Origin of the sequence: Labrenzia sp. PO1 (assembly GCF_012273635.1) — a bacterium.
GTDB lineage: Bacteria > Pseudomonadota > Alphaproteobacteria > Rhizobiales > Stappiaceae > Roseibium > Roseibium algicola.
Window position 1 is genome coordinate 1,555,148 of record NZ_JAAXCR010000001.1, and the last position, 26,251, is coordinate 1,581,398.

Annotated in this window: 27 protein-coding genes; 19 read left to right on the top strand and 8 right to left on the bottom strand. The window is 59.8% G+C overall.

Annotated features, from left to right (window positions below; genetic code table 11):
• Window positions 1-27: 27 nt before the first annotated feature.
• The 11 genes from HCG46_RS07165 (at window position 28) to HCG46_RS07215 (ending at window position 9,956) form a co-directional block, all read left to right on the top strand.
• Window positions 28-1,221 carry a phosphoglycerate kinase gene (locus HCG46_RS07165; RefSeq protein WP_168685357.1) on the top strand — a complete coding sequence of 398 codons (1,194 nt, stop codon included), beginning with the start codon at window positions 28-30 and terminating at the stop codon, window positions 1,219-1,221.
• Between the two features lie 24 nt (window positions 1,222-1,245).
• Window positions 1,246-1,614 carry a VOC family protein gene (locus HCG46_RS07170; protein WP_168685359.1) on the top strand — a complete coding sequence of 123 codons (369 nt, stop codon included), beginning with the start codon at window positions 1,246-1,248 and terminating at the stop codon, window positions 1,612-1,614.
• Window positions 1,615-1,848: 234 nt separating this feature from the next.
• Complete coding sequence (fba, locus tag HCG46_RS07175; protein ID WP_023003474.1) at window positions 1,849-2,916, top strand: class II fructose-bisphosphate aldolase; 1,068 nt, start codon at window positions 1,849-1,851, stop codon at window positions 2,914-2,916.
• 116 nt (window positions 2,917-3,032) lie between these two features.
• The gene (locus tag HCG46_RS07180) at window positions 3,033-3,674 is read left to right on the top strand and encodes a thiamine phosphate synthase (protein WP_062487041.1); all 642 of its coding nucleotides are present in this window, start codon (window positions 3,033-3,035) and stop codon (window positions 3,672-3,674) included.
• Window positions 3,675-3,688: 14 nt separating this feature from the next.
• Window positions 3,689-4,849 (top strand): tetratricopeptide repeat protein, encoded by a 1,161-nt coding sequence (locus HCG46_RS07185; RefSeq protein WP_168685361.1) that lies wholly within the window; start codon window positions 3,689-3,691, stop codon window positions 4,847-4,849.
• Window positions 4,850-5,094: 245 nt separating this feature from the next.
• Window positions 5,095-5,658: an elongation factor P gene (gene efp, locus HCG46_RS07190; RefSeq protein ID WP_006932138.1), complete on the top strand. Its 564-nt coding sequence runs from the start codon at window positions 5,095-5,097 to the stop codon at window positions 5,656-5,658.
• Between the two features lie 73 nt (window positions 5,659-5,731).
• Window positions 5,732-6,538: an inositol monophosphatase family protein gene (locus HCG46_RS07195; RefSeq protein ID WP_152505519.1), complete on the top strand. Its 807-nt coding sequence runs from the start codon at window positions 5,732-5,734 to the stop codon at window positions 6,536-6,538.
• Window positions 6,539-6,811: 273 nt separating this feature from the next.
• Window positions 6,812-7,801, top strand: coding sequence for a flagellar motor protein MotA (locus HCG46_RS07200; RefSeq protein ID WP_023003478.1), 990 nt, complete (start codon window positions 6,812-6,814; stop codon window positions 7,799-7,801).
• Window positions 7,802-7,804: 3 nt separating this feature from the next.
• On the top strand, window positions 7,805-8,845 hold the full coding sequence (locus HCG46_RS07205; RefSeq protein WP_023003479.1) for a peptidoglycan -binding protein: 1,041 nt from the start codon (window positions 7,805-7,807) through the stop codon (window positions 8,843-8,845).
• Window positions 8,846-8,948: 103 nt separating this feature from the next.
• A complete protein-coding gene (locus HCG46_RS07210; RefSeq protein WP_168685363.1) occupies window positions 8,949-9,638 on the top strand; it encodes a M50 family metallopeptidase in 690 nt (229 codons plus the stop codon).
• A 69-nt stretch (window positions 9,639-9,707) separates the two neighbouring features.
• Window positions 9,708-9,956: a DUF1272 domain-containing protein gene (locus HCG46_RS07215; protein WP_168685365.1), complete on the top strand. Its 249-nt coding sequence runs from the start codon at window positions 9,708-9,710 to the stop codon at window positions 9,954-9,956.
• Window positions 9,957-9,965: 9 nt separating this feature from the next.
• Here the strand turns inward: HCG46_RS07215 and HCG46_RS07220 are convergent, their stop codons facing one another.
• Window positions 9,966-11,714, bottom strand: a complete 1,749-nt coding sequence (locus tag HCG46_RS07220; protein WP_168685367.1) for a TRAP transporter fused permease subunit — start codon at window positions 11,712-11,714, stop codon at window positions 9,966-9,968.
• On the opposite strand from HCG46_RS07220, the gene HCG46_RS07225 reads away from it, so the two are divergent.
• Complete coding sequence (locus HCG46_RS07225) at window positions 11,713-11,991, top strand: hypothetical protein (RefSeq protein WP_023003483.1); 279 nt, start codon at window positions 11,713-11,715, stop codon at window positions 11,989-11,991. The two genes, HCG46_RS07220 and HCG46_RS07225, sit on opposite strands and share 2 nt — an antisense overlap.
• Window position 11,992: 1 nt before the next feature.
• Here HCG46_RS07225 and HCG46_RS07230 read toward each other — a convergent pair whose 3' ends face one another.
• The 3 genes from HCG46_RS07230 to HCG46_RS07240 form a co-directional block, all read right to left on the bottom strand.
• Complete coding sequence (locus HCG46_RS07230) at window positions 11,993-12,949, bottom strand: TAXI family TRAP transporter solute-binding subunit (RefSeq protein ID WP_023003484.1); 957 nt, start codon at window positions 12,947-12,949, stop codon at window positions 11,993-11,995.
• 208 nt (window positions 12,950-13,157) lie between these two features.
• Complete coding sequence (locus HCG46_RS07235) at window positions 13,158-13,898, bottom strand: cell cycle transcriptional regulator TrcR (protein ID WP_055661191.1); 741 nt, start codon at window positions 13,896-13,898, stop codon at window positions 13,158-13,160.
• A 155-nt stretch (window positions 13,899-14,053) separates the two neighbouring features.
• Entirely contained in the window at window positions 14,054-15,058 is a 1,005-nt protein-coding gene (locus HCG46_RS07240; RefSeq protein WP_168685368.1) for an NAD(P)H-quinone oxidoreductase, read from the bottom strand.
• 183 nt (window positions 15,059-15,241) lie between these two features.
• Here HCG46_RS07240 and HCG46_RS07245 point away from each other — a divergent pair, with 183 nt between their 5' ends.
• Both HCG46_RS07245 and HCG46_RS07250 read left to right on the top strand, forming a co-directional pair.
• Complete coding sequence (locus HCG46_RS07245) at window positions 15,242-15,439, top strand: DUF1192 family protein (protein ID WP_168685370.1); 198 nt, start codon at window positions 15,242-15,244, stop codon at window positions 15,437-15,439.
• Window positions 15,440-15,853: 414 nt separating this feature from the next.
• A complete protein-coding gene (locus HCG46_RS07250) occupies window positions 15,854-16,393 on the top strand; it encodes a DUF1465 family protein (RefSeq protein ID WP_023003489.1) in 540 nt (179 codons plus the stop codon).
• Between the two features lie 375 nt (window positions 16,394-16,768).
• On the opposite strand, the gene rpmE is transcribed toward HCG46_RS07250, so the two are convergent.
• Entirely contained in the window at window positions 16,769-16,993 is a 225-nt protein-coding gene (gene rpmE / locus HCG46_RS07255; protein ID WP_006932159.1) for a 50S ribosomal protein L31, read from the bottom strand.
• A 319-nt stretch (window positions 16,994-17,312) separates the two neighbouring features.
• Here rpmE and HCG46_RS07260 point away from each other — a divergent pair, with 319 nt between their 5' ends.
• Window positions 17,313-19,121 carry an ABC transporter transmembrane domain-containing protein gene (locus HCG46_RS07260; RefSeq protein WP_168685378.1) on the top strand — a complete coding sequence of 603 codons (1,809 nt, stop codon included), beginning with the start codon at window positions 17,313-17,315 and terminating at the stop codon, window positions 19,119-19,121.
• Window positions 19,122-19,186: 65 nt separating this feature from the next.
• Here HCG46_RS07260 and HCG46_RS07265 read toward each other — a convergent pair whose 3' ends face one another.
• Both HCG46_RS07265 and HCG46_RS07270 read right to left on the bottom strand, forming a co-directional pair.
• Complete coding sequence (locus HCG46_RS07265; RefSeq protein ID WP_168685380.1) at window positions 19,187-19,978, bottom strand: 3-oxoacyl-ACP reductase family protein; 792 nt, start codon at window positions 19,976-19,978, stop codon at window positions 19,187-19,189.
• A gap of 135 nt (window positions 19,979-20,113) precedes the next feature.
• On the bottom strand, window positions 20,114-22,021 hold the full coding sequence (locus HCG46_RS07270; protein ID WP_168685382.1) for a propionyl-CoA synthetase: 1,908 nt from the start codon (window positions 22,019-22,021) through the stop codon (window positions 20,114-20,116).
• 185 nt (window positions 22,022-22,206) lie between these two features.
• Here HCG46_RS07270 and HCG46_RS07275 point away from each other — a divergent pair, with 185 nt between their 5' ends.
• Together HCG46_RS07275 and HCG46_RS07280 are read left to right on the top strand one after the other, a co-directional pair.
• Window positions 22,207-22,971 (top strand): sulfite exporter TauE/SafE family protein, encoded by a 765-nt coding sequence (locus tag HCG46_RS07275; RefSeq protein ID WP_152505511.1) that lies wholly within the window; start codon window positions 22,207-22,209, stop codon window positions 22,969-22,971.
• A 201-nt stretch (window positions 22,972-23,172) separates the two neighbouring features.
• Entirely contained in the window at window positions 23,173-24,807 is a 1,635-nt protein-coding gene (locus tag HCG46_RS07280) for an acyl-CoA synthetase (protein ID WP_168685384.1), read from the top strand.
• A 58-nt stretch (window positions 24,808-24,865) separates the two neighbouring features.
• Here HCG46_RS07280 and HCG46_RS07285 read toward each other — a convergent pair whose 3' ends face one another.
• Window positions 24,866-25,045, bottom strand: a complete 180-nt coding sequence (locus HCG46_RS07285; RefSeq protein ID WP_031270536.1) for a DUF465 domain-containing protein — start codon at window positions 25,043-25,045, stop codon at window positions 24,866-24,868.
• 355 nt (window positions 25,046-25,400) lie between these two features.
• On the opposite strand from HCG46_RS07285, the gene HCG46_RS07290 reads away from it, so the two are divergent.
• Both HCG46_RS07290 and purE read left to right on the top strand, forming a co-directional pair.
• Entirely contained in the window at window positions 25,401-25,607 is a 207-nt protein-coding gene (locus tag HCG46_RS07290; RefSeq protein WP_023003497.1) for a DUF465 domain-containing protein, read from the top strand.
• Between the two features lie 148 nt (window positions 25,608-25,755).
• Window positions 25,756-26,244 carry a 5-(carboxyamino)imidazole ribonucleotide mutase gene (gene purE, locus HCG46_RS07295; protein ID WP_055661187.1) on the top strand — a complete coding sequence of 163 codons (489 nt, stop codon included), beginning with the start codon at window positions 25,756-25,758 and terminating at the stop codon, window positions 26,242-26,244.
• Window positions 26,245-26,251 lie beyond the last annotated feature (7 nt).

Genomic DNA, 26,251 nt, shown 5'->3' on the forward strand with positions numbered 1-26,251 from the left:
GACGGGCGATTTCCAACAGGTAAATCAATGGCTTTCAAAACTCTCGATGATCTGACTGACATTGCCGGCAAACGCGTTCTGGTCCGCGTCGACCTCAACGTGCCAATGGATGGCGGCAAGGTTTCCGATACCACCCGTATCGAGCGAGTCCTGCCGACTATTCGCGAACTGTCCGACAAGAAGGCAAAGGTCATCCTGCTCGCCCATTTCGGCCGCCCGAAAGGCGCGCGCGTTGCCGACATGTCGCTCGGCCCGGTCGCCCTGGCGGTTGCCGGCCTGCTTGGCAGACCCGTTGTCTTTGCAGACGACTGCATCGGCCAGGCGGCAAAGGATGCTGTCGACGTCATGGTCGATGGCGATGTCCTGCTGCTCGAAAACACCCGCTTCCATGCCGGTGAAGAAAAGAACGACCCGGACTTCGCCAAGGCTCTGGCCGCCAATGGCGACATCTATGTCAACGACGCCTTTTCGGCGGCACACCGGGCCCACGGCTCCACCGAGGGCATTGCCCGGCTTCTGCCAGCCTATGCCGGCCGCACCATGCAGGCGGAACTTGAAGCCCTGGGCTCCGCGCTCGGCAATCCTGTTCGTCCGGTTCTCGCCGTTGTCGGCGGAGCGAAAGTTTCTTCCAAGATCGATCTGCTGGAAAACCTCGTTGCCAAGGTCGACATGCTTGTTATCGGCGGCGGCATGGCCAACACCTTCCTGGCCGCACAAGGCACGGACGTCGGCAAGTCGCTGTGCGAGCATGATCTGGCCGAAACCGCAAAACGCATCATGACCGCAGCCGACAAGGCCGGTTGTGAGATCGTCTTGCCTGCCGATGCCGTTGTTGCCAGGGAATTCAAGGCCGGCGCGGACAACGAAACTGTTTCGCTCGACGCCATCCCGGCGGACGGCATGATCCTCGATGTCGGCGCAGCATCCATCGAAACGGTGAAAACCAAGATCGACGCCGCCAGGACCCTGGTCTGGAATGGCCCCCTGGGCGCGTTCGAAATCGCCCCGTTCGACACCGCAACCGTTGCGGCTGCCAAGCATGCCGCTGCCAACACCAAGGCGGGCAAGCTGAATTCCGTAGCCGGTGGCGGCGACACCGTCGCAGCGCTCAACCACGCGGGAGCGGCTGACGATTTCTCCTATGTCTCCACAGCCGGCGGCGCCTTCCTGGAATGGCTGGAAGGCAAGGAACTGCCGGGGGTGAAAGCACTCGAAGCCTGACATCGAAGCGGGGTGAAATCTGTCATGCAACGCTGTTTCACCAACATTCTGACCGAGGAGGTCGCCGCAACGGCGGCCTTCTATCAGAACCTCCTGGGCCTGCAGCCGCAATTCGTGTCCGACTGGTTTGTAAACCTTGCCGATGCCGATAACCCGGCCCTCGAGCTGGGCATCCTGAAACAGACCAGCGAGATTGTCCCGGCACGTGCCCAGCGCGCCACCGCAGGAGTGATCCTGACCTTTGTCGTCGACGACTGTTCAAAGGTATACGAGCGTGCCCTGACACTCGGTGTGAACGTGGTCGAGGCACCTCGCGAAATGCCCTATGGCCAGATGAGGATGATTGTCAGAGATCCGGCCGGAACATTTGTCGATATCAGTTCGCCGGTTTAGAACTCGCCGGGCGGTGGTACTGACCGCCTCAATTTAATTCGATCCGCAAATTAAATCTGCCAACACGTTTTCCGGCAGACCCTTGTATTTTAATTGATTTAAGCGAAGCCGGCCCTCTTTAAATGGCCACAAATCTTGTTAGAACCAGCGGGACTTGACGCACCGCAAAATAGGTGTCGTGATTTTTCGCGAACCTTGTCGGCTCATTGGAACCGGACCCTCTGGAGATTTTTGATGGCACGTATCACCCTCCGCCAGCTTCTTGATCATGCTGCTGAACACGACTACGGCGTTCCGGCGTTCAATATCAACAACATGGAGCAGGCACTGGCGATCATGGCTGCGGCGGACCAGACCGACGCCCCGGTTATCATCCAGGCCTCCCGCGGTGCCAGGTCCTATGCCCACGACGTGATGCTGAAGCACATGATGGACGCCGTCGTGGAAATCTATCCGCATATTCCGGTCTGCGTGCATCTGGACCACGGCAATGCTCCGCAAACCTGCATGACGGCCATCCAGGCCGGCTTCACCTCTGTGATGATGGACGGTTCCCTCGAAGCCGACGGCAAGACCCCGGCAAACTGGGACTACAACGTCGGCGTCACCAAGACCGTGACCGACATGTCCCATCTGGGCGGCATCTCCGTTGAAGGCGAACTCGGTGTTCTGGGGTCTCTTGAAACCGGCATGGGCGACAAGGAAGACGGCCACGGCGCGGAAGGCAAGCTCAGCCATGACCAGCTGCTGACCGACCCGGAAGAAGCCGTCAAGTTCGTGCAGGAAACCAAGGTCGACGCACTTGCCATCGCCATGGGCACCAGCCACGGCGCCTACAAGTTCACCCGCAAGCCGGACGGCGAAATCCTTGCCATGCATGTGATCGAGGAAATTCACCGCCGCCTGCCGGAAACCCACCTTGTCATGCATGGGTCGTCTTCCGTGCCGCAGGACCTGCAGGACATCATCAACCAGTATGGTGGCCAGATGCCGCAGACCTGGGGTGTACCGGTGGAAGAAATCCAGCGCGGCATCAAGAACGGTGTGCGCAAGGTCAACATCGACACCGACAACCGCATGGCGATGACCGGTCAGATCCGCAAGATCCTGAGCGAGAACCCGGGCGAGTTCGATCCGCGCAAATATCTGAAGCCTGCCCGCGATGCCATGCAGAAGCTGTGCATCGAGCGTCTGGAAGCCTTCAACACGGCCGGCCAGGCGTCCAAGATCAAGAAGATCGTTACGCTTGCCGACATGGCGAAACGCTATCAGTCTGGCGAACTGGATCCGAAGATCGCCTGATTTTCGGCCGGACCGGCAGAGAAATTCTTTCACTTTATTGAAAGAGGGGCCTTGCGTCCCTCTTTCGCCGTCTTTAGGGACAAAATCCCGATCAGACATCAATCAGGACCGCACAAGTGAACCGTCCCCGCCTCTTTCTCGTGACGCCGCCGGAATTTGACACCGCCGACATGGCGGCAAAGCTCAAACAGGCCTTCACCGGTGGTGACATCGCTTGCGTGATGATCTACCGCCCTGGCGCCAGCACCAAGGATCTGCAAGCCGCTGCCAGCGAACTTGTTCCGATCATCCAGGAAGGCGGTGCGGCGGCCATCGTCTATCGCGATACCCAGGCAGCCGGCCGCAGCGGCGCCGACGGCGTCCACGTCGACACCTCGCTGGAAGACCTGAAGCTGGCCGTGGAAAGCTTCAAACCCGATCGTATCGTCGGCACCGGCGGCACAAAGCTGAAGCATGATTCCATGGAATGGGCCGAAACCGGGGTCGACTACATCTTCTTCGGCAAGCTGGACCTGCCTGAAAAGGCCGAGGCCCATGACAGAACCCTGTCCAGCGCCTCCTGGTGGGCAGAACTGTTCGAAACACCCTGCGTTGCACTTGCCGGCAACACGCTAGAAACTCTGGGAGACGTTGCCGCGACCGGAGCAGATTTTGTTGCCCTCAAGGATGCTGCCTGGCAACCGGACACGGATATTTCATCCGTGATTGCCGAAGCCAATCGTATTCTGGACGCCCATCCCTTTCCTGAAGTCGAATAGCGAGAGCTGGATGCATGCCGACACCTGAAACGAGCCTACGCTGGAAACGTCACGCCCCCTTTCTGCTTGCGGCAGGGTTGCTGGCAGCTGGAATGCTGTCCTCCGTGTCGTTTTCTCCGGCCATTGCCCAGGACAACACCGGCACCAGCGAAACAACAGAGGCCGGTGACGCGGCGCCAGAGCCGGACGTACCTGTAGGCCCGGATGGCAAACCGTTACCGGTGCTGATCGACGTCACGACCAAGGACAAGACACTGCTGAGCATTGTCGACGCGGGGCCGCCGAAACTGGAAGAAGGCGAAGTCGCCAACGCTGATACCGCATACACCGCTTTTCAACGCGGCTGGTTCCTGACCGCGCTCGGTCTTGCGACCCCTTTGGCGGAACAGGGTGACAAGGCCGCCCAGGCCCTGCTAGGCGTGCTGCACGAGGCTGGGCTCGGTATTCATCAGGACAAGGCCAAGGCTGCCGACTGGTACAGCCTGGCCGCTGCCAAGGGTGATACCGGCTCTGCCATGCAGCTGGCCCAGCTCTATCTGCTCGGCACCGGTGTCGAAGTCGACAAGAAGAAGGCAGCGGACCTGTTCGAAGAGGCTGCCAACGCGGGCAATGCGTCTGCGCTCTACAATCTCGCCCTGCTCTACGAGGAAGGCGAAGGCCGCCCCTTCGACGAGAAGAAATCGCGAGAACTGCTGGAAGAAGCCGCCCAGCTAAACGATCCGGAAGCGCAATACGCGCTTGGCCTTTCCTATCTGGAAGCCCAGACCGGGCTGAACGACCCCGGCCTGGGTGCGTTCTGGCTTGGCCGTGCAGCCCGCCGCGGACACACTTCGGCGCAGGTTTACTACGGCATTCTGCGGTTCCAGGGTAAAGGCGTCGATCCGAACGAGACGGAAGCCGCCGACTGGTTCGAACGGGCCGCCACGTCCGGCAATCCGGTCGCGATGAACCGGCTGGCACGAACCTATGCCTACGGCCGTGGTCGGGAACAGGATTTTGCTGCCGCAGCGGGCTGGCACCTGATTGCCCGCACCTTGGGTGTTTCCGATTTCTCGCTCGACCGGATTATCGAAAGTCTGGACGAAACCACAATGGATGAAGCGCGCAAGCTGGCCGAACAATATTCGGCCACATTGATGGCCCCGTCGGAGGAGCCCGGCAAGGAATCTCCGTAAACCTTGCGAGGAAGCGCGGAATCGTAAGGATGTTTGCCTTTTTTCCTTGAACTCCACCGGCTTTTGTGGTGGACAGGCGCGAGCAAATTTCAGGCGCATCGGCGGCCCGCCGGTCTCGCCCTGCTAAAGGTTCTGTTGAGTTTTGGAGTTTTGTCGTGGTTTGGGTGGAGTTTCCACCGGACGCGGCGGATTTCTAATGGTCAACAGACCCTAAGATCCAAACAAATCAAACAGTCGGTCGTTCCATGAAAATCAACGGAAACGAAATAAAGCCCGGTAACGTGCTTCAGCACCAGGACACGCTTTGGGCGGTTGTCAAAGTCCAACACGTCAAGCCAGGCAAAGGCGGTGCCTTCGCACAGGTTGAAATGAAAAACCTGCTCGATGGCCGCAAGCTCAACGAGCGTTTCCGCTCCGAAGACAAGGTCGAGCGCGTCCGTCTGGAGCAGAAAGACTTCCAGTATCTCTTCACCCAGGAAGACATGCTGATTTTCATGGACACCGAAACCTACGAGCAGCTGGAACTTCAGGCTGATTTCGTTGGCGACCGCGCCGCTTTCCTGCAGGACGGCATGATGGTGACCGTCGAACTGCATGAAGAGCGCCCGATCGGCATCACCCTGCCGCAGTTCGTGACCCTGGAAATCCGGGAAGCCGACGCAGTGGTGAAGGGCCAGACCCAGTCTTCGTCCTACAAGCCCGCGCTCATGGAAAACGGCGTCCGCGTGATGGTACCTCCGTTCATCACCGCCGGCGAAAAGATCATCGTCGACACCGGTTCACTGGAATACGTCCGCCGCGCGGACTGATCTCCTCCCGGCAAGACTTCAAATTGGCGCGCCCGGATTTTGCCGGGCGGCGCCCAACAACAAGTGACAAACAATGGCCCGCACAGCTCTCCTCAACGTGATGGTTCAAGCCGCAACGAAAGCCGGACGCTCTCTGGTTCGCGATTTCGGTGAAGTTGAAAACCTCCAGGTGTCCCGCAAGGGACCCGGCGATTTCGTCTCGGCTGCAGACCGCCGCGCCGAGGACATTGTGCGCGCCGAACTGACCAAGGCCCGCCCGACCTTCGGGCTGGTCATGGAAGAAAGCGGTGAAGTTGAAGGAACCGACGGCCAGCATCGCTGGCATGTCGACCCGCTCGACGGCACCACCAACTTCCTGCACGGGATTCCGATCTTCGCCACCTCCATCGCACTGGAACGGGCTGGCGAGATCGTGGCCGGGGTCATCTACAATCCGGTGATGGATGAGCTCTACACCGCTGAACGCGGTCGCGGCGCCTTCCTGAACGACCGTCGCCTGCGGGTTGCCGGCCGCACCGAATTGCATGAAATGGTGTTCGGCACCGGCCTGCCCTTCATCGGGTCGGGCGACCATGGCCGGACACTGCGCGAGCTGCGCTACATCATGCCGGAAGTTGCTGGCATCCGCCGCTGCGGCGCAGCTGCCCTCGATCTTGCCTGGACCGCGTCCGGCCGTCTCGACGGTTTCTGGGAGCGCAACCTGAACAGCTGGGACATTGCGGCAGGCCTCCTGATGGTGCGCGAAGCCGGTGGTTTCGTCAGCGATCTTCAGGGCAAGAACAAGATGCTGGAAAGCGGCGATGTGGTTGTCGGCAACGAAGACGCCCACAAATACCTGCTGCAGCTCCTGAAAAAGGCGGCAACCCCGGCTCAGGGCTGATTGCCTCCAGCGCTTCCCGGTAGCACCGCGACGCGAACACCCTCATCTTCGAAAAGCGCATGACGCTGACCTGAAAGAGGTGCGGCGCAAACCGCCCACCCCGGGAGACGGGACCCACGGCCCGTCTCTTCATGAGAAGGCCTTTGGATAAACCCGGCGGTTTTCGGGCTTTCCAGACTTTATTCGGGTCTCTTCGGCAATTCGAGGTTTCCAAGCCGTTAAAAATCACGCTATCAATCAGTTACGTCCAATTCAGGTGATTGATAACGCAATATGGCCCGTGAATTTGACCCTTATAGCCTGTCCAGTCCGCGGGCCTATCTGACCTTCATGATCATCTTTCTGGTGATCGTTGCCTTCATCGCCTTCATCCTGTTCCCGCAGATTTCGACGGCCTTCATGAGCAACCCGGGTCTGAATGGCCTGATCGTGCTTGTCGGCGTGTTCGGTGTGCTGCTGCTCTTCGGCCGCGTGATCCGCCTGTTCCCGGAAATCTCCTGGGTCAACAGTTTCCGGATCGGCGACCCGGGCCTCGACACGCGTTCGCCGGTGCTGCTGGCGCCGATGGCTGCCCTGCTCGGCAACAAGTCCGGCGACATGGCCCTGACGCCAACCACCGCCCGCTCGATCCTCGATTCCATCGGAATGCGTCTTGAGGAAAGCCGCGAGATGTCGCGCTACCTCACAGGCCTCCTGGTGTTCCTCGGCCTGCTCGGTACGTTCTGGGGCCTGCTGCAGACCGTCAGCTCGGTCGGCGCAACCATTCAGTCGCTCGACGTCGGCTCGGGTGATGCCAACGTTATCTTCGAGGACCTGAAAGCAGGCCTGGAAGCGCCGCTCTCTGGCATGGGCACGGCCTTCTCGTCCTCGCTCTTCGGTCTGACCGGCTCGCTTGTGCTCGGCTTCCTGGATCTTCAGGCGGGACAGGCCCAGAACCGGTTCTACAACGAGCTTGAAGACTGGCTGTCCACGGTCACTGACATCGACCCGGAAGAAAGCCTGTTCAATGCCCCGGACTCACCTGGCGTCGAACAGATACAGGCCTCGATCTCCGCCCTGCAGAAAAGCGTTGAGGAAGGCGGCAGCAAGAATGCCAACCAGGCCATGGCCAATCTGGCCGAAGGCATTCAGGGCCTGGTGAAACACGTTCGCTCCGAACAGCAGATGATGCGCGACTGGGCCGAGGCCCAGGGCGAACAGCAAAAGCGCATCGAAGGGCTTCTGTCCTCGATCGCCGCCGCTTTCGACCGCGCGAAGGAGTAGACGATGGCCGGACTGGCAGGATTGCGCGCTCGCCGAAGGGCCCAGTCGACCGACTACTGGCCCGGTTTCGTTGATGCCATGGCGACACTGCTGCTCGTCATCATCTTCCTGCTGTCCATCTTCATGATCGCCCAGTTCTTCCTGTCGCAGCAGCTTTCGGGCCGCGACACGGTGCTGAACCGGCTGAATGCCCAGATCAGCGAGCTGACGGAGCTTCTCGCCCTGGAGCGCGCCAATTCCGGGGAGCTGGAAGACACGATCCTCGGCCTGCAGGCCAGCCTTTCCGATGCACAGAGCGAACAGACCCGGCTGCTTGGCCTTCTGGAAAACAGTTCCGGTGCAGCCGATGCGGCCGGCGGACGTGCCACCCAGCTGGAAAACCTGCTCGATGACGAACGTCAGATCAGCCAGGACGCCCTTGCGCAGGTGGAGCTGCTCAATCAGCAGATCGCGGCACTACGCCGCCAGATAGCTGCCGCTAACGCTGCTCTTGAAGCTTCTGAGGCAAAGGAAGCCGACAGCCAGGCCAAGATCGCCAGCCTCGGCAAGAGGCTGAACGCCGCACTGGTTCAGCGCGTGCAGGAACTGTCGCGCTACCGCTCGGACTTCTTCGGTCGCCTGCGCGAAATCCTGTCCCAGCGTTCCGACATCTCCGTCGTTGGCGACCGGTTCGTGTTCCAGTCCGAAGTGCTTTTCGACAGCGGTCAGGAAGACATCAATCCGGAAGGTCGGCAGGAGCTCGACAAGCTTGCAGACGCCATCCAGGAACTCAGCGGTCAGATCCCGGACGAGATCAACTGGGTGCTGCGTGTCGACGGGCACACCGACGCCCGCCCCCTGTCGGGCACGGGGCGCCTTCGCAACAACTGGGAACTCTCCGCCGCCCGCGCCATTTCCGTGGTCCGCTACCTGATCGAACGCGGCGTCGACCCCAAGCGGCTTGTCGCAGCCGGGTTCGGCGAATTCCAGCCGCTGGAAGAAGGGGAAACACCGGACGCCCTGGCCAAGAACCGCCGGATCGAACTGAAACTGACGGAACGCTGAGACTCACGACAGCTCAACGGATCCCGAGGAATGCACGCGTGACGTCGGGCGAACCGAGCATGCCAGCTTGACTTTTCCGCCCTCAGACGGACTTTTCAATTTCATGCAGATCCTCAAAGGCCATTGGCAGCTCATCCTCATTACCGCCGTGATGTTCCTCTTCTGGAACACCTTCCTGGTCGTGCCCTTGAAGATCCTGATCGTCTATCTGCATGAATTGTCCCACGCGCTGGCGGCCATCCTGACCGGTGGTTCCGTTGAGGAAATCTCTCTCTCGCCCTGGCAGGGTGGCCATGCGATTACACGCGGTGGCAGCCGGTTCCTGACGCTGACGGCCGGGTATCTCGGCTCGCTTGCCATCGGCATGTCACTCTTGATGATTGCCTTGAAAACAAATGCAGACCGCATCGTGCTGGGCCTGCTCGGCGCCTTCACCTTGTTGGTCGCGCTGCTCTATATCCGCGACCTCTTTGCCCTTGCCTTCTGCATCGGCACCGGCGTGGCCATGCTGGCGGCGGCCCGGTTCCTCAGCGTCACGGTCAACGACCTGATCCTGCGCGTCATCGGCCTGACCAGCATCCTCTACGTACCTTTCGACATTTTCGACGACACGATCCGTCGCTCAGGTGCCCGTTCAGATGCCTACATGCTGGCGGAAGAGTTTGGCGGCCCCACGATTTTCTGGGGTGCACTCTGGCTGCTGGCAAGCCTCGCCATCATCTACCTGTGCCTCAGACACGGCCTCGGGAAGAGCAGCAACGTCGATTTCGGAAAGCGCGTTCAAAAGGGCTAGCGATTGCCGCTTGACCTGACTGACCGCAAAGGATGACCCTTGGCGAACACATCCTTACCGGAGACCGCCATGCTGGATCTGCGCCCCAATTGTGAATGCTGCAACAAGGACCTTCCACCGGAGTCGGAAGAAGCCTTTATCTGTACTTTCGAATGTACGTTCTGTGAGGACTGCGCCCGAAACGTCCTCAATGGCGCGTGCCCCAACTGCGGCGGCAATTTTCAGCAACGCCCAATTCGGCCGGCAGCAGCCCTGCTGCGCCACCCAGCTTCGACACAACGGATTTTCAAGCCGGAAGGCTGTGGCCAGGGCACCTAGGGCGACTGCCTAGAGCAGATTGCCCCCCACAAAGATAATAAGAAGGCCTGCGCCGCTTGCGGCCAGCCTCTGCAAGGGCTTCCTGAAGCCTATGACACCGTAGGAAACAAGGCCCAGCCCGAGGCCGATCTTGGCAGCGGCAAGCAGCGCCGGCAGCGGGCGGGCCGCAAGCTCCAGCACCGCCGGATTGGCGACCATGGCCAGAGGAATGATGTAGAGGCCAATGCCGAGCGCCATGGCGGAAAGAGCGACCTTCAGCCAGTTTTCGCCAATCATCCCGGCGGCGATGAAGACGGCTCCGCAGACCGGCGGCGTGATGGTCGACAGCAGCGCGAACCAGAAGACGAAAAGATGCGCCTGCAAGGGTTCCAACCCCTGCTGCATCAAGGCCGGTCCGGCAACGGAAACACAGATGACATAGGCCGCAGTCGTCGGCACTTCCATGCCGAGGATCAGACACGCAAGCGCGGTCAGGAACAAGGACGGCCACAGGTATCCACCCGACCCGGACAGAATGAGCGAAGTGATCTTGACGCCGAGCCCGGTGATCGCCAGCACGCCGATGATGATCGATGCACAGACGATGATCGCCGCGATGACCGATACCTGACGGGCCGAGTTCAAAGCCGCGCTTTCCAGCCGCAGCAGGATGTCCTTGAGTGCGAAGGTTCCTTGGGCGTTGAAGAAAAGCAGCGCGAACCCGGCCAGAATGGCAATGCAGGCAGCGTATTGCGGTGTATAGCGCGCGACGAACATGCCCCACAGCAGCACGGAGAACGGCACCAGGAAGAAGGCTGAGGTAATGGCCACCTGGCGCATTTGCGGCTGATCGCCCTGGTCGATGGCAGCAAGGTCATACCGCTTGGCATAGGCATTGATGCCCACCCAGACCGCGAAGAAATAAAGAACTGCCGGCAGCAAGGCCGCTGCCATGATCTGGGTATAGGGCACCCGTGTCAGCTCCACCATGACGAAGGCCCCTGCCCCCATCAAAGGCGGCATGATCTGGCCGCCGGAGGACGCAACTGCCTCGACGGCTGCCGCCAGTTTTTTAGGGTAGCCGAGCCGCGTCATGGCCGGAAGAGTGATTGCACCGGTGGAAGCCACATTGGCAGACGCGGAGCCTGAAATGGAGCCGAACAGCGCCGAAGACAACACGGACACCTTGGCCGCCCCGCCCTTGAGCCGGCCTGCCGCCGCAGCAGCGACGTTCATGAACCCTTGTCCGGCTTCTCCGGCATTCAGAACAGCGCCGAAAATCACGAAAATGGCGACCACGCCCACCGAGACACCGGTCAGGCTTCCCCAGACCCCGCCTTCAGCAATGGTCAGCGTGCCGAGAAAACTCGCAAGCGGCGTGCCGGAGTGACCGAATTCACCCGGAATATGCTGACCGAACATGCCATAGGCCAGTGCCAGCGCCGCCACCACCGGCAGCGGCCAGCCGATTGCGCGACGCGCGCCCTCAAGCACAACCAGCAACAGGGTGCCGGCCATCCAGAACTGGAAGTCACCTTCCAGAAAGCCGTATTGGTCCGAAAGCGTGGACTGGTTGGCCACGATCCACAGACAGACGGCCACACCTGCAGCACACAGGACCGCACCGCTCACGCGCGTGAGAAAACCGCCTTTGGCAAAGATGAAGATCCATGGCAGGGCAAGTGCAAGATGAAGCGGCCGGCTGACGAGGTTCGGCACCAGACCGGAGAAGATCAGCCCGAGATGAAATACGACAAGCGCCGTTGCGAGAAGAAGCATGGCCATTCGCTGGAAGGGCGATGTCGCGGTGTCACCACTGATCATGGGCTGGTATTTCTATCTGATTGCGCAGCTTATCGGCCGAAGGGGCGACATGCTGCTGCACGGTTTCATTCTGTCAGAGCGCTCTCCCGCGCAAGGCAGGGAACTGATGCTTTTGGACAGTCCTGGAAGGGCCCGTTGGACGATTTCCGCCGGACCATTATGTCTGCTCGAACGATACGGGGCGCCATTTTCCGGCAGATCCTGCCATGGCGCCCCGCGTTCGGTCTTGTGATTTACTTCTGGGCGTCGGTCAATTCGATGCCGGCTTCCTGATAGTAGCGTGCGGCACCCGGGTGGATCTTGCCGGTGATATTGGCCATCAGTGCCTGGTCGACACCGTTCCACCACGGGGCTTCTTCGCCCATCTTGGCTTTTTCGTCCCAGAAGGTCTTGGTCAGGGCATAGGCTGTGTCGTCGTCCATGGCGCTGGTCGTATAGGCAACGACCGGCAGCGAGGTGGTGACGATGTCCTCGGCCTGGCCGGCATAGGTCCCGGCCGGAATGACCAGTTTAGAACGCTTGGTTTCGGCAATCTGGTCGTCGCTGAGCGAAAGCACTGTCACGTCCGCGGAGGCAGCCGCCTCGATAACATTCGGCGCGGGCCAGGAACCGGCGGTCACGAAACCATCGATCTGGCCGTTCTTGAGTGCGGCAACCGCATTGGAAAGTTCCGCGTCAGCGATGTTCACCTTGCCTTCGAGACCGAACATCTTGAGATATTTCTCGCCTTCCGTCGCACCGAAGGAGCCCTTGCCGAGAAGGATCGTCTTGCCTTCCATGCCGGCAAAGTCGGAAACACCGCTATCGGCCGACATGACGAAATGCATGGTCAACGACGGGATCGGAAACAGGGCACGGATTTCATCGAACTTCGGATCGCCCTTGCCTTCGAACATGGCCTTGCCGCCCTGGGCAAGGGAAACGAGCGCTGGCGGCGTCGTGAACACATAGTCACCACCGCGCGCCTTGGCTTCCATCACGTTCTGAACGGAGCCCTGGCTTTCTTCCACGGTGACAATCATGTCGCCATTGCTGCCGGCCTTGATGGCTTCCGCGATCTGGACACCCATCTGGTAATAGGAGGAACCGGTCTTGGCGGATTTATAGGTGATCCGCGTTTCCGCGTGAGCCTGGAACGAGCCAAAGGCGAGGGTCAGGCCAAAAGCAAGTTTCAAAAGTCTGTAGGTCATGAGCGTCTCCCGAATTTTTCAGGGAGATTATTGTGTGATCCTCAACGTGGCAACGCGTTTTCATATGATCTGGGTACGGCTCATGTCGAAAATTCAGCCATTCCACACCCTGGGCGGGCAAGCCGGAAACATGCGTCTGGAAGGTCAAACAAAAACCGCCGGCTGAACTCAGCCGGCGGCTCCAGAATTTGCAGAAAGCGGGAAGCGATCAGCGGTTTTCGTCGTCTTCTTCGTCTTCGTCCTGAGTTTCGCTCTTCAGCGAGTTCAGTTTGGCGAACACGGCATCGGCGTCGATTTCCTCTTCTTCCTCGCGCTGGATCGGCTTGGACGGATCGAGCGAGAAAGCAGCTGCGATAGCGTCTTCGCTGGTGCTGTCTTCGACGGACATCAGGGTCTCGTTCACTTCGCCTGCCATCGGCAGCGGAGCATTCTTCGCCGCCTTTTCGACTTCCATGTCCAGCTCAAGCTGGCTGCACAAGCCCAGGGTAACCGGGTCGGACGGCGTCAGGTTGGCAGAGTTCCAGTGGGTCCGGTCGCGGATTGCGGCAATGGTCGGCTTGGTGGTGCCGACAAGGCGCATGATCTGCGCATCCTTCAGTTCCGGATGGTTGCGCACCAGCCACAGGATCGCATTCGGACGGTCCTGACGACGGGACACCGGCGTGTAACGCGGTCCCTTGCGCTTGGATTCAGGCACGACCACCTTCGAACCCTGAAGCTTCAGCTGATAGTTCGGATCTCTCTGAGCCTTTTCGACTTCTTCACGGGAGAGCTGGCCGGTCAGGATCGGATCAAGGCCCTTGATCCCCTGTGCGGCTTCGCCATCGGCAATTGCCTTCACTTCAAGCGGGTGCAGTTTGCAGAAGGAGGCGATCTGAGTGAAACTCAGCGCGGTATTGTCCACGAGCCAGACGGCGGTTGCCTTCGGCATAAGCGGCGTGTTCGCCATCAGATAAATTCCTCTCGTCTGCTCCCTCGCCCGGCAGGGCGAAAAAGCGGTGTTCCTTGATCAGTTTCCTGGAAAGTGGCCGGAATATATGTCGAAAAACACGGAAACGCAAATACTCGCGTAACAATCGCGCAGTTGCAGGTTTCCATCCGGCATCAGACATCCACCGTCAGGACGATTTTTCCAATATGGCCAGAGCCTTCCATGCGCCGATGGGCTTCCGCGGCCTCGGCCAAGGGGTAGGTGGAATCCATCACGGGTGCGACTTTGCCCGATTCGAGCAGCGGCCAGACCTTCTCTTTCAGGCTTTCGGCAATTGCCGTCTTGAACGCGTCGCTGCGTGGACGCAGCGTCGACCCCGTATGGGTCAGGCGCTTGACCATCAGGCGAGAGAAATTGACGTTCTCCGCAATGCCGTTCAGCGTCGCGATCTGGCAAATACGTCCTTCGACCGCCGCCGCTTTCCAGTTCCGTTCAACATAGTCACCACCGACCATGTCCAGGATCACGTCCACCCCTTCGCCGCCCGTGATCTCCAGGATCACCTTCTCGAACTCCGCTTCACGGTAGTTGATGGCGTGGTCCGCGCCGAGCTTTTTCACCGCCTCGGCCTTTTCCGCAGACCCGACGGTGGTGAAGACTTCGGCGCCGAAAGCCTTCGCGAGCTGGATTGCCGTCGTGCCGATGCCCGAAGTGCCGCCATGCACCAGGAAGCGCTCTCCGCTTTTCAGGCCGCAGCGATCGAACACATTGGTCCAGACAGTGAAGAAGGTTTCCGGAACGGCTGCGGCCTCCACCATGGAAAGCCCCTTGGGAACCGGCAGGGCATGTCCTTCCGGCACCTTGCAGTAGGCCGCATAGCCGCCACCAGGGGCGAGCGCCGTTACCTTGTCACCGATCTTGTGCCGAGCTGCTCCCTCGCCCAGAGCCACCACTTCGCCAGAGACTTCTAGCCCCGGCAGGTCGGACGCGCCCTTCGGCGGCGGATAGGCTCCCTTGCGCTGCAGGACATCCGGCCGGTTGACACCGGCAGCCGCCACCTTGATCAGGATCTCACCTTGTCCCAATTCGGGAATGGACCGCTCTTCAACGCGCAGAACCTCCGGTCCTCCGGGTTCTGAAATGGCAACGGCGGTCATGCGATCCGGCAGATTCTGCATAGAGGCGTTTCCTTTTTGGTTCATTTTGGGACTGGCTAGGCCAACTGTGCCTGGCATATGGTAAATCGAGCGTCTGTCTATTTGCAGGAAAACAGCCCGGCGAGGCAACCCGCCCGGGCTCGGGTTAAATAACGGTCGGAAACGCGACCGGACCCCGATCCGGGACCGCAGAGGAGGAAACCGATGAACCTGTTTGATGAAGATGTCCCCAAAAAATCACCACTTGGCACAGTTACCGTAGGGGAAGAACTGTCTCGTCTTTCCGAGGCCGAGCTGCAGGAACGGATCGAAGCTCTGAAGGGTGAAATTAACCGTACCCAGAAGGAGCTTGAGCAACGCGGCACTATTCGCGATGCAGCCAACTCAATTTTCCAGAAGTGACCCTGTAAATTATTACAGAACTTGAGTTTATGTCCTTTTTTGACACGCACTTACAGTAAAGCTGATAGGTAAAAATTTACTCGTTTACCTCTTATTAATCTTTCTAAAATATAAACATAGCTATCCAGTCATCTGGATGTGAGTGGCTCCTGTCCACTCTGTTTGACGCCTCCCTGTTAAAGACTCAGAGCCGCAACCAAGCGGCTCTTTTTTTTGCCAACGCCTCATAGTATCTTGTCAATGTTCTGGTTAATGGCCGTTTACTTGTCCGTTTGGCACGCGCTTTGCTGGATACAGGCCATGAAGACCTGCATCGTTCCAAAAAGGAACACCTGAAACGGGATGTCATATCCCGGGACAGACCAAGAAGAGATGGCAGGATAACCGGAAGAGTAATTGAGGCTTAGCAATCCTATGACGGACGACATCAAAAAGGCCGGTGACACAGGAAGCGCAGTTCATATCGCGCATCACCTTGCCAGCTCCGACAGCTTCCAGAGCCTGTTTCAGGAAGGCATGTCGCTGGTCGAGGAAACCGCAATGTACCTGGACGGCAACGGCCGCGAAGAAGCCAAGCAGCTTCCGCGTCCTGCCTCCCTCGCCTACGCGACGGAGTCCATGCGTCTGACCACCCGGCTCATGCAGCTGGCTTCCTGGCTGCTGCTGCAGCGTGCGGTCAACGAGGGAGAGATGTCCCGTGAGCAGGCCGGCAGCGAGAAGAACAAGGTTCGCCTCGACAAGCTGTCCACAGCCGCCGGCGGCCCAACCTGGACTGATCTGCCGGAAACGTTGCGCGAGCTGGTTGACCGCTCTTCCCGGCTGCAGGAACGCGTCGTCCACCTCGACAAGATGTTGTACCGCAAGGACGCAGAGCAGGTCGAGGAAGCCACGAACGACAATCCGGTCGCTTCCCAGATCAACAAGCTGCACGCCGCATTCGGCAAGTTCGGCTAAGACCGATCAACCTCTTTCGAATTCGAAAAGCCGCCGCAAGGCGGCTTTTTGTTTTGGGTGAGCCTGCGCCGGATCCCAGTAAAGCCCCAGGATGCCTCCCGAGTAGCGAAGCGTAGATCCGAAGCCCGCTCTCAACGCCGAGTGCCGAAGCACCAGGGTTTGCTGATGAAGGTCAACACGCTCCAGTTTTCTGGCCAAATCTCTAGCCAAGCCTCTGCTCAGCTCTCTGGCCAGCTCTCAGGAAACGGGTAAACCACGGATCTCGCGGTGTTCTCCCGGGGTGACACTGTACCTGCTGTGCTTCCTGCGGACCTCAAAACACAAAAAACCCGGCCAGAGGCCGGGTTTTTCGTTTGAAACTGTCGTGGCCGAAGCTTAGGAGCCCAGAAAGCCAGCGAACTTGTTCTTGAAGCGGGACACGCGGCCGCCGCGGTCCATCAGCTGACGGTCACCACCGGTCCATGCCGGGTGGGACGTCGGGTCGATGTCGAGCGTCAAGGTGTCGCCTTCCGCACCATAAGTGGAGCGGGTGGTGTATTCGGTGCCATCGGTCATGACGACCTTGATGGTGTGGTAGTCGGGATGAATATCCGCTTTCATGGCCGGTCCTTTCAAGCGCCCTGTGACAACCTTCCGGGAAAGCCGCCAAGCAAACGCAAAACGAAATGAGGGGCCGCCGATCCGGTTGCGGACGCCGCCCTCAGAAACATGAGGCGGGGATATACCCCATGGAAGGAGCCAAGACAAGGGGCAAATTCCGGCAATTTCCAGCTATCTCCGGCAAAGGATTTCAACCCCTCGCCGACGCGGCCCGCTTTCCTCCGGCAAAGCCCTTTTAAAGCTCTTGGCGGCTTTGTCCAAAGTCATTGTCCGCACTGCGGAACATGCTAAGACGGGAAGGAACAACAAGGAGACCCCAGTGGCCGACGCCCCTGCCAACGAAACCCAATCCCCATCCGGAAAGTCCCGCAGATCGCTTCGCCCGCTTACCCGTCTGCTGCCGTATCTCTTCCGGCACAAGATCATGGTTGCAGCGGCAGTCGCAGCCCTGTTCTCGGCCGCCGTCATAACGCTTGTTCTTCCTGCGGCGGTCCGCCGGATGATCGACTTCGGCTTCGGCGCCGATGACCCCGCGCTGGTCAATTCCTATTTCGCCGTGCTGATCGGCGTGGTGTGCGCTCTCGCAACTGCCAGTTCCGTTCGCTATTTCCTGGTCATGTGGATTGGCGAACGGGTCGTCGCCGATGTGCGCTCCGATGTCTTTGCTCATATGACCAGGCTCAGCCCGGTCTTTTACGACAGCGCCAAATCCGGGGAAATCCTCTCCCGTTTGACGGCCGACACCACCCAGATCAAGGCTGCCTTCGGCTCCAGCGCATCGCTTGCCATGCGCAACCTGATCATGTTCCTGGGCGCTGCCGTGATGATGGTCGTCACCAGTCCACGGCTTTCCGTCATCGTCCTGGCAGCTATCCCGGTCATTCTCATTCCAATCCTCGGCTTCGGGCGCCAGGTGCGCAGAAGGTCCCGCTTTGCCCAGGATACCCTTGCTGAAGCATCAGCCTATGCAAGCGAGATGTTGGGCTCGGTCCGCACGCTTCAGGCCTTTACCCATGAAAGCCGCAGCGCAGGCCGCTACGCAGATGCCGTCAATGCCGCCTTCCAGGCTGCCCGCCAGGCAATCGTCGCCCGCGCTGCGCTGACCGGCTTTGCCATCATGGTGATCGGGGCCAGCATCGTCGCCGTCCTCTGGATCGGTGCGAGCGACGTCTTCTCCGGCAGGATCACCGGCGGTGAACTCAGCCAGTTCCTGCTCTATTCCATTCTGGCGGCCGGATCCCTGGCTGCCCTCTCCGAGGTCTGGGGCGAACTCTCACAGGCAGCCGGCGCGGCAGAACGCCTGTCGGAACTTCTGGAAATCCAGCCGGAAATCGCCGCACCTGAAAACCCGGTCAGCCTGCCCGAGACGCCACGCGGCGAGATCGTCTTCCAGGATGTGTCTTTCGCCTATCGCAACGCGGAGAAAATGCCCGTCGTCCGCGATCTCAGCCTCACCGTCTCACCGGGCGAGACCGTTGCCGTGGTCGGACCTTCCGGCGCAGGCAAGTCGACCCTCTTCAGCCTGCTGATGCGGTTCTACGATCCCGTCTCGGGTGACATCCGCCTCAATGGCGTTGCCCTGCCGGATCTCGACCCGGAAGACCTGCGCCGCCATATCGCACTGGTGCCGCAGGACACGGCTATCTTTGGCGCCAGTATTGCGGAGAACATCGCCTACGGACGGCCGGACGCCAGCCAGGAGGAAGTCATCGCCGCCGCTGAAGCAGCGCTTGCGGCCCCCTTCATCGAGAAGATGTCGGACGGCTACGACACCATCGTCGGCGAACGCGGCATTACCCTTTCCGGCGGCCAGCGCCAGCGCATTGCCATTGCCCGTGCTGTCCTGAAACACGCACCCGTGCTGCTGCTGGACGAAGCCACAAGCGCGCTCGATGCGGAAAGCGAAAATCTGGTCCAGCAAGCCCTCGACCGGCTGATGGAGAACAGGACCACGCTGGTGATTGCGCACCGGCTGGCGACGGTTCTCAAGGCAGACAGGATCGTGGTGATGGAAAACGGCCGGATTGTCGAAACCGGGACACACGGCGAACTTACTGCTGCCGGTGGCCTTTATGCCAAACTTGCTAGGCTGCAGTTTGGTGCCGAGCTGGACGCGGAAACCGCATAGCCCGTCAAACGTGAAAAGGGCGGCATGACTGCCGCCCTTCTTGGCTGATGAATGTCGATGTCAAATCACGCGTCGTCGGGAACCGAGACCGTGTAGTTGAGCGGCATGCGGCCACCGTCGGCGAAGATCGTCTGACCGGTGACGTAGCTGGCATCGCTGGACGCCAGGAAGGCGGCGACGCTGGCGATTTCGGACGGTTCGCCGACGCGCAGCATCGGCGTCCGCGACAGGATGCGGTTCTTCGCCGCCGGATCGCTGTTCACCGACGCCAGCATCTCGGTCATGATCGAGCCCGGCCCGATGGCGTTGACGCGGATACCGTACTGGGCAAGCGACAGGGCGGTCGTCTTGGTCAGCTGCGACATGCCACCCTTGGAAACGCAGTAGGGGATCTGGTTCGGGATCGCGAGCACCGAGTTGACCGACGACATGTTGACGATGCAGCCCGGCTCGCCACCGTTCTGAACCTTTTCCACCATGTGGCGGGCAACGGCCTGCGAGCACAGGAATGCACCCTTCAGGTTGATCGACAGGACGCGCTCGAAATCCTCTTCTTCCAAGTCGAGGAAATCCGCGCCGACCACGATGCCGGCGTTGTTGACCAGCACATCGATATCGCCATAGGCGTTCAGCGTTTCGGCAACCAGATTGCGAACGTCCAGACGTTCAGCGACGTTGCAATGGATGTACATTGCCTCGCCCTGCGATTTCAGATCTTCAGCCGCGGCTTCACCGGCTTCGTCATCCACATCGGCAATCACGACCTTTGCGCCATCGGCGACAAAGCGCTTGGCGACTGCAAATCCGATCCCACGGGCTGCCCCGGTAATGATGGCGACCTTATTCTCCAAAGACACGGAAACCTCACGGCTGCTTGAGTTTAATTCTGATGCGCAAATAGCGCGGGCCGCTTCGCGGCGGCCCGACATTAAGTGTCAAAAACGGCTGTGTCGATGGCTGTTATCGCCCTCCAGCAACGTCACCTGGTCAATTCAAACGGAAATTCCGTGTGTTTTGAGCGCTTCGGTAATCTCGTCCAGGATTGCCGGATCATCGATCGTGGCCGGCATTTTCCAGCTTTCTCCGTCGGCAATCTGGCGCATGGTGCCTCGAAGGATCTTGCCGGAACGCGTTTTCGGTAGCCGGTCGACGGTGATCGCGATCTTGAACGCCGCCACCGGGCCGATCTTGTCGCGCACCAGCTTGATAAGCTCCTTCTCGATCTCGTCGTGGGTCCGGTCGACACCGGCTTTCAGAACAACGAACCCGCAGGGCAGCTGGCCTTTCAGTTTGTCTGCAATGCCGATGACGGCACATTCGGCAACATCGGGATGCGTGGCCAGCACCTCTTCCATGCCGCCCGTCGACAGTCGGTGGCCGGCAACGTTGATGATGTCGTCGGTCCGCGCCATGATCGACAGATACCCGTCATCATCAATGATCCCGGCATCCGCCGTCTTGTAGTACCCGGGGAACTCGGCGAGATAGGCATCGAAGAATCGCTTGTCCGCATTCCACAAAGTCGGCAGTGAACCCGGCGGCAGCGGCAGTTGCACCACGATGTTGCCAAGTGTATTGGCGCCCAGCGGATGGCCGGCATCGTCCAGCACCTGAACGTCGTAGCCGGGCATCGGCACGGTGGGAGACCCCGGCTTGACCGGCAACTGGCCGAGACCAACCGGATTGCCGACGATGCACCAGCCGGTTTCCGTCTGCCACCAGTGGTCGATCACCGGCACCTGCAATTGGTCGATGGCCCAGTTGACCGTTTCAGGGTCCGCACGCTCCCCCGCCAGAAACAGGGACCGGAACTGGGACAGATCATATTTCTGGATCAGCTCGCCTTTCGGGTCTTCCTTGCGAATCGCCCTGAAGGCAGTCGGCGCCGTGAACAGAGATACGATGTTGTGGTCGGAAATAACCCGCCAGAACGTTCCCGCATCCGGCGTCCCCACAGGCTTGCCTTCGAACACGATCGTGGTGCAGCCGTGCAATAGCGGCGCGTAGCAGATGTAGGAATGGCCAACCACCCAGCCAACGTCTGATGCCGCCCAGAAAACTTCCCCCGGCTGAATATCGTAAAGGTTCTTCATCGACCATTTCAGTGCCACCATGTGGCCGCCGTTATCGCGAACGACGCCCTTCGGCTGACCGGTCGTACCGGAAGTGTAGAGAATATAGAGCGGGTCGGTTGCCTTCACCGGAACCGGCGCGATCCTGCGCCCGGCAGCGACAGCATCTGCCTGAAGAGCTCCGAGATCGTGGTCCCTGCCCGCTTTCAGGTCCGCCGTCAGTTCCTCGCGCTGGAAGACGAGGCAGCTGTCCGGCTTGTGCCTGGCAATGTCGATGGCCTGATCGATCAGGGGCTTGTAGGCAATGACGCGGCCCGGCTCGATGCCGCAGGACGCTGCGATGATTGCCTTCGGGGTCGCATCATCGATTCGCGTTGCCAGTTCGTTTGCGGCAAACCCGCCGAAGACGACGGAATGAATGACACCAAGACGCGCGCAAGCCAGCATCGCCATCACGGCCTGGGGGATCATCGGCATGTAGATGATGGCCCGGTCGCCCTTGACGAGGCCCTGGTCGGCCAGCACGCAGGCCATGGCCTCCACTTCTTCCAGAAGCTCCGCATAGGTGTAGCTTGCCGTCCGTCCGGTAATCGGGCTGTCGTAGATAAGTGCCGGCTGGCCGGGACGACCGCGCTCCACGTGCCGGTCCAGGCAGTTGTAGCAGGTGTTGCACTCCCAATCCGGATACCAGCGGCCATATTGCCCCTGATCGGGATCGAACACCTTGTCGCCCGTCGAGACCCAGTCGATTTCCTCAGCGGCCTCTTTCCAGAACCCGAGCGGATCCTGTTTCCAGCCCTGGTAGATCTCGTGATACCGGCTTGCCATGACAATGTCCTCCCAAACACAAGCCCGGAGACACAGCTCCGGCTTTTGCGGCCTAGAGTGCTGTAAGGGCACCCGAAATTGCAAGCCTCCGCTTATAGGCAATTCGGCCTTCGGGACTTTACGTAAGCACTCTGGCATGATTGTCTGCCGGGCCTGTCCGTTCTACTCCTCGCGTTTCTCAGCACATGATCCCAATTACTGATCCCTGGTTCTATGCGGCCGCCATTCCGTCGGTCTTTCTGGTCGGCCTGTCCAAGGGCGGGTTCGGCGGCACCTTCGCCATGCTTGGAGTGCCGATCATGGCGCTTGTCATTTCACCGCTGCAGGCCGCCGGCATCATGTTGCCGATCCTGATCGTGATGGACATTGTCGCGCTGATTGCCTATCGCGGCCGTGCTGACTGGAAAACCCTCAGCATTCTGCTGCCCGCGGCCGTGATGGGCATCGGCATCGGCTGGGCCACGGCCGCCTATGTCAACGACTCCTTCGTCATCTTCCTGATCGGCATAATGTCCCTGGCCTTCGTCGCCGATTATCTCTTCAAGCAGCGCAAGATCACCACCGCGAGCGGCCACAACCTGCCGAAGGGCACGTTCTGGGGCATGATGGCAGGCTTCACCAGCTTCATCAGCCACACCGGCGGCCCACCCTTTCAGATGTACATGCTGCCCCTGCGCATGGCGCCCATGATGTTTGCCGGAACGGCGGTCATCTTTTTCGCCACCGTGAACGCGATCAAGCTGGTGCCCTATTTCCTGCTGGGACAATTCGACGCCACCAACCTGTCGACTTCCGTCACGCTGTTTCCAGTTGCGCTGGTGGCAACACTTGTCGGCGTCTGGCTGGTGCGCATCGTCAAGGCGGAAATGTTCTACGCCATCATCTATATCTTCATGGGCGTGATCGGCGCCAAGCTGACTTATGATGGAATTGTCGGCCTTCTTGCCTGACATGGCGCGCGGGGTGGATCGTCTAAGGGGATACCCCCGCCAATGACCAATTGCACGGCAAACCGTTTCCGGTTTTGATACGGCCAAAATCAACCGGTCACCGTGCCTTCCTCCCATGTGGCGGAGGGCACCAGAGTGGTCTCAAGACGTTTTTGGCATCCCGTTCCCATCTGCTGGCGGGATGCTTCAGGGAGGATGGTCATGGATGCCAGCGTCAACCCCTTCGCCCGGGGTCTCGACAAGAACACCGCCAATTATGCACCGCTCAGTCCGCTGAGCTTCCTGGCAAGGGCGGCGGATGTGTTTCCGGACACGGTTGCGATCGTCCATGGCCGTCAGCGGACCGACTACCGGACCTTTTACCGGCGGGCGCGCCAGCTTGGATCCGCATTGACGCGGCTCGGAATCGGCAAGAACGACACGGTCAGCGTCATGCTGTCCAACGTGCCGCCGATGCTGGAAGCCCACTACGGGGTGCCGATGGCCGGTGCGGTTCTGCATTCCATGAACACACGCCTCGATGCTGCTATCATTGCCTTCCAGCTCGACCATGCCGATTGCAAGGTGCTGATCACCGATCGTGAATATGCGCCGGTCGTCAAGGAAGCCCTGTCGATTGCGACGGTGACACCTACCGTGATCGACTTTTCCGACACGGAATTTCCGCAGGAAGGCGAACGTCTCGGCAGCCTCGACTATGAGGAATTCGTGCAATCGGGCGACCCGGACTTTGCCTGGTCGCTTCCCGATGACGAATGGGATGCGATCGCGCTCAACTACACCTCCGGCACCACGGGCAATCCGAAGGGCGTGGTCTACCACCACCGCGGCGCCTATCTGCTGGCCCAGGCGAATGTGATTACCGCCTCCATGGCCAAGCACCCGGTCTACCTCTGGACCCTGCCGATGTTCCACTGCAACGGCTGGTGCTTTCCCTGGTCCCTGTCGCTTGTCGCCGGAACCCATGTCTGTCTGCGCTGGGTCCGCCCGCAAACCATGTGGGACCTGATTGCCGATGAAGGCGTCACCCACCTGTGCGGCGCGCCTATCATTATGTCGACGCTCCTCAACGCAGCGCCCGAGCACAAGCGCGATCTTGACCGCGAAGTGGAATTCTTCACAGCCGCCGCCCCGCCGCCGGAAAGCGTCCTCGCAGCCATGAAGACCGCCGGTTTCAACGTCACCCATCTCTATGGCCTTACGGAAGTCTACGGCCCGGCGGTCGTCAACGACTGGAAGGTCGAATGGAACGACCTGCCGCTTGCCGAACAGGCACAGAAAAAGGCACGCCAGGGCGTACGCTATGTCGCGCTGGAAGGTCTGACGGTGCTCGACCCGGAAACGCTGGAGCCGGTGGCCGCCGATGGCGAGACCCTTGGCGAGGTCATGTTCCGCGGCAATGTCGTGATGAAGGGCTATTTGAAAAACCCGGAAGCGACAGAGAAGGCCTTCAAGGGCGGCTGGTTCCATTCCGGAGACCTCGGCGTCCTGCATCCCGACGGCTATGTCCAGCTGAAGGACCGATCCAAGGACATCATCATCTCCGGCGGCGAGAACATCTCCTCCATCGAAGTGGAAGAAGTGCTCTACAAGCACGCCGACGTGCAGGCCGCGGCTGTGGTGGCGAAACCGGACGAGAAATGGGGCGAAACCCCTTGTGCCTTTGTCGAGCTGAAGGACGGTTCAACGGTTAGCGAGGCCGACCTGATTGCCTTCTGCAGGCAGCACCTTGCCAGCTTCAAGGCTCCGAAGACTGTTGTCTTCTGCGAATTGCCCAAGACCTCGACAGGCAAAATCCAGAAATTCGCCCTGCGCGAGCAGGCAAAGGCGCTCTAGGGGCTGAAAACAAAAACGCCGCGCAATGCGCGGCGTTCAATCTCAGTGGAACTGCCCTCTAATGGAGCGTTTCCTTTTCCCGTATTCGCGTAATCTCATCCTTGATCTTGAGCTTTTGACGCTTCATGTCAGCCAATTGCAGGGAGTCTGTACTCGGATGTAACTGAGCGTCTTCAATCTTGCGTTCCATTTCCGCGTGACGGCGCTCAAGTTCTGCGAGATGCGACTGCATTGACATGGATAACCTCCTGTCTGTTGGCTCAACATTTTCATCGTGCCACAGGAATTCCGGCGTTGTCGATTGTTCTTTGCGCATAGCTTGAGCGTTTCGCCGTCAAATTATGCATTCTCGCTGCTATCCTTAGGAAACCCTGAAGAAGCGGCCCCAATTAAGACACTTAAAACTCACGAAAATTACCCTTGAAAGATTTGCCAGTTCACAAGTTTTCAACATACGAAATCGTGACCGGCACCCCGGTTCGCGTGACGAAAGCAAGGGACTTTTGAAAACCGGCCACCGGCTGGCCTAAGATGATATCTTGCCCGTCATCGGCAAAATGGATTAGGACTTATCTCCTGTTTGGGGGACATAGATGGCGCAGATGGATAGTGATGCGTTGCGTTTGCAACTGGCGCAGCTTCGCCAGGAACACAGAGATCTTGATGCGGCCGTCGAGGCACTCGCCTCAACTTCGAACCAAGATGCCTTGCAGCTGCAGCGGCTGAAGAAGAAGAAACTGATGATCAAGGACCGGATCACGGCACTTGAGGATCAGCTGTTCCCGGACATCATCGCCTGAGCTTGCCTGCCACCGGGTTTCCCGCATCGGCACCCTGCACCCCGATTGTGAATTTCCGACACGAAATCTGCCGATTCGCGCTTGCGATGCGCGGCGCGCTGCCTATACTCCGCGGCTCTTCTGAGCCCGCCGGAAACTGGAGCATTTTATGGCCAAAGCGGATGTCGCCATCATCATGGGAAGTCAGTCGGACTGGCCGACAATGAAACACGCCGCCGACACGCTGGACCAGCTCGGCGTCAGCTACGAGGCACGCATCGTCTCCGCCCACCGCACGCCGGACCGGATGTACGACTTCGCCAAGAGCGCAAAGGCCGAAGGCTTCAAGATCATCATCGCAGGCGCAGGCGGTGCAGCCCATCTTCCTGGCATGACTGCGGCCCTGACGCCGCTGCCCGTCTTCGGTGTTCCGGTCGAAAGCAAGGCGCTTTCCGGCGAGGACAGTCTCCTGTCCATCGTGCAGATGCCCGCCGGCATTCCGGTCGGCACGCTTGCCATCGGCAAGGCGGGTGCCACCAACGCCGCCCTGCTGGCAGCTGCCGTCCTGGCCCTGCATGATCCGGCAATCGACGCCGCCCTTACCGCCTTCCGCGCCGAGCGCACTGCCGCCGTCGCCGAAACGCCATCCAACGACTGAAATAGCC

Excerpts from the sequence above, each read along its gene's own strand:
- purE (WP_055661187.1), top strand. The coding sequence starts at position 25,756 with ATGGCCAAAGCGGATGTCGCCATCATCATGGGAAGTCAGTCGGACTGG.
- HCG46_RS07235 (WP_055661191.1), bottom strand. The coding sequence starts at position 13,898 with ATGGCGAACACGCCGCTTATGCCGAAGGCAACCGCCGTCTGGCTCGTG.
- HCG46_RS07225 (WP_023003483.1), top strand. The coding sequence starts at position 11,713 with ATGGCCATTCGCTGGAAGGGCGATGTCGCGGTGTCACCACTGATCATG.
- HCG46_RS07240 (WP_168685368.1), bottom strand. The coding sequence starts at position 15,058 with ATGCAGAATCTGCCGGATCGCATGACCGCCGTTGCCATTTCAGAACCC.
- HCG46_RS07165 (WP_168685357.1), top strand. The coding sequence starts at position 28 with ATGGCTTTCAAAACTCTCGATGATCTGACTGACATTGCCGGCAAACGC.
- HCG46_RS07195 (WP_152505519.1), top strand. The coding sequence starts at position 5,732 with ATGGCCCGCACAGCTCTCCTCAACGTGATGGTTCAAGCCGCAACGAAA.
- HCG46_RS07250 (WP_023003489.1), top strand. The coding sequence starts at position 15,854 with ATGACGGACGACATCAAAAAGGCCGGTGACACAGGAAGCGCAGTTCAT.
- HCG46_RS07280 (WP_168685384.1), top strand. The coding sequence starts at position 23,173 with ATGGATGCCAGCGTCAACCCCTTCGCCCGGGGTCTCGACAAGAACACC.
- rpmE (WP_006932159.1), bottom strand. The coding sequence starts at position 16,993 with ATGAAAGCGGATATTCATCCCGACTACCACACCATCAAGGTCGTCATG.
- HCG46_RS07170 (WP_168685359.1), top strand. The coding sequence starts at position 1,246 with ATGCAACGCTGTTTCACCAACATTCTGACCGAGGAGGTCGCCGCAACG.
- HCG46_RS07285 (WP_031270536.1), bottom strand. The coding sequence starts at position 25,045 with ATGTCAATGCAGTCGCATCTCGCAGAACTTGAGCGCCGTCACGCGGAA.
- HCG46_RS07205 (WP_023003479.1), top strand. The coding sequence starts at position 7,805 with ATGGCCGGACTGGCAGGATTGCGCGCTCGCCGAAGGGCCCAGTCGACC.
- efp (WP_006932138.1), top strand. The coding sequence starts at position 5,095 with ATGAAAATCAACGGAAACGAAATAAAGCCCGGTAACGTGCTTCAGCAC.
- HCG46_RS07290 (WP_023003497.1), top strand. The coding sequence starts at position 25,401 with ATGGCGCAGATGGATAGTGATGCGTTGCGTTTGCAACTGGCGCAGCTT.
- HCG46_RS07230 (WP_023003484.1), bottom strand. The coding sequence starts at position 12,949 with ATGACCTACAGACTTTTGAAACTTGCTTTTGGCCTGACCCTCGCCTTT.
- HCG46_RS07270 (WP_168685382.1), bottom strand. The coding sequence starts at position 22,021 with ATGGCAAGCCGGTATCACGAGATCTACCAGGGCTGGAAACAGGATCCG.
- HCG46_RS07220 (WP_168685367.1), bottom strand. The coding sequence starts at position 11,714 with ATGCTTCTTCTCGCAACGGCGCTTGTCGTATTTCATCTCGGGCTGATC.
- HCG46_RS07245 (WP_168685370.1), top strand. The coding sequence starts at position 15,242 with ATGAACCTGTTTGATGAAGATGTCCCCAAAAAATCACCACTTGGCACA.
- HCG46_RS07275 (WP_152505511.1), top strand. The coding sequence starts at position 22,207 with ATGATCCCAATTACTGATCCCTGGTTCTATGCGGCCGCCATTCCGTCG.
- HCG46_RS07185 (WP_168685361.1), top strand. The coding sequence starts at position 3,689 with ATGCCGACACCTGAAACGAGCCTACGCTGGAAACGTCACGCCCCCTTT.
- HCG46_RS07200 (WP_023003478.1), top strand. The coding sequence starts at position 6,812 with ATGGCCCGTGAATTTGACCCTTATAGCCTGTCCAGTCCGCGGGCCTAT.
- fba (WP_023003474.1), top strand. The coding sequence starts at position 1,849 with ATGGCACGTATCACCCTCCGCCAGCTTCTTGATCATGCTGCTGAACAC.
- HCG46_RS07215 (WP_168685365.1), top strand. The coding sequence starts at position 9,708 with ATGCTGGATCTGCGCCCCAATTGTGAATGCTGCAACAAGGACCTTCCA.
- HCG46_RS07210 (WP_168685363.1), top strand. The coding sequence starts at position 8,949 with ATGCAGATCCTCAAAGGCCATTGGCAGCTCATCCTCATTACCGCCGTG.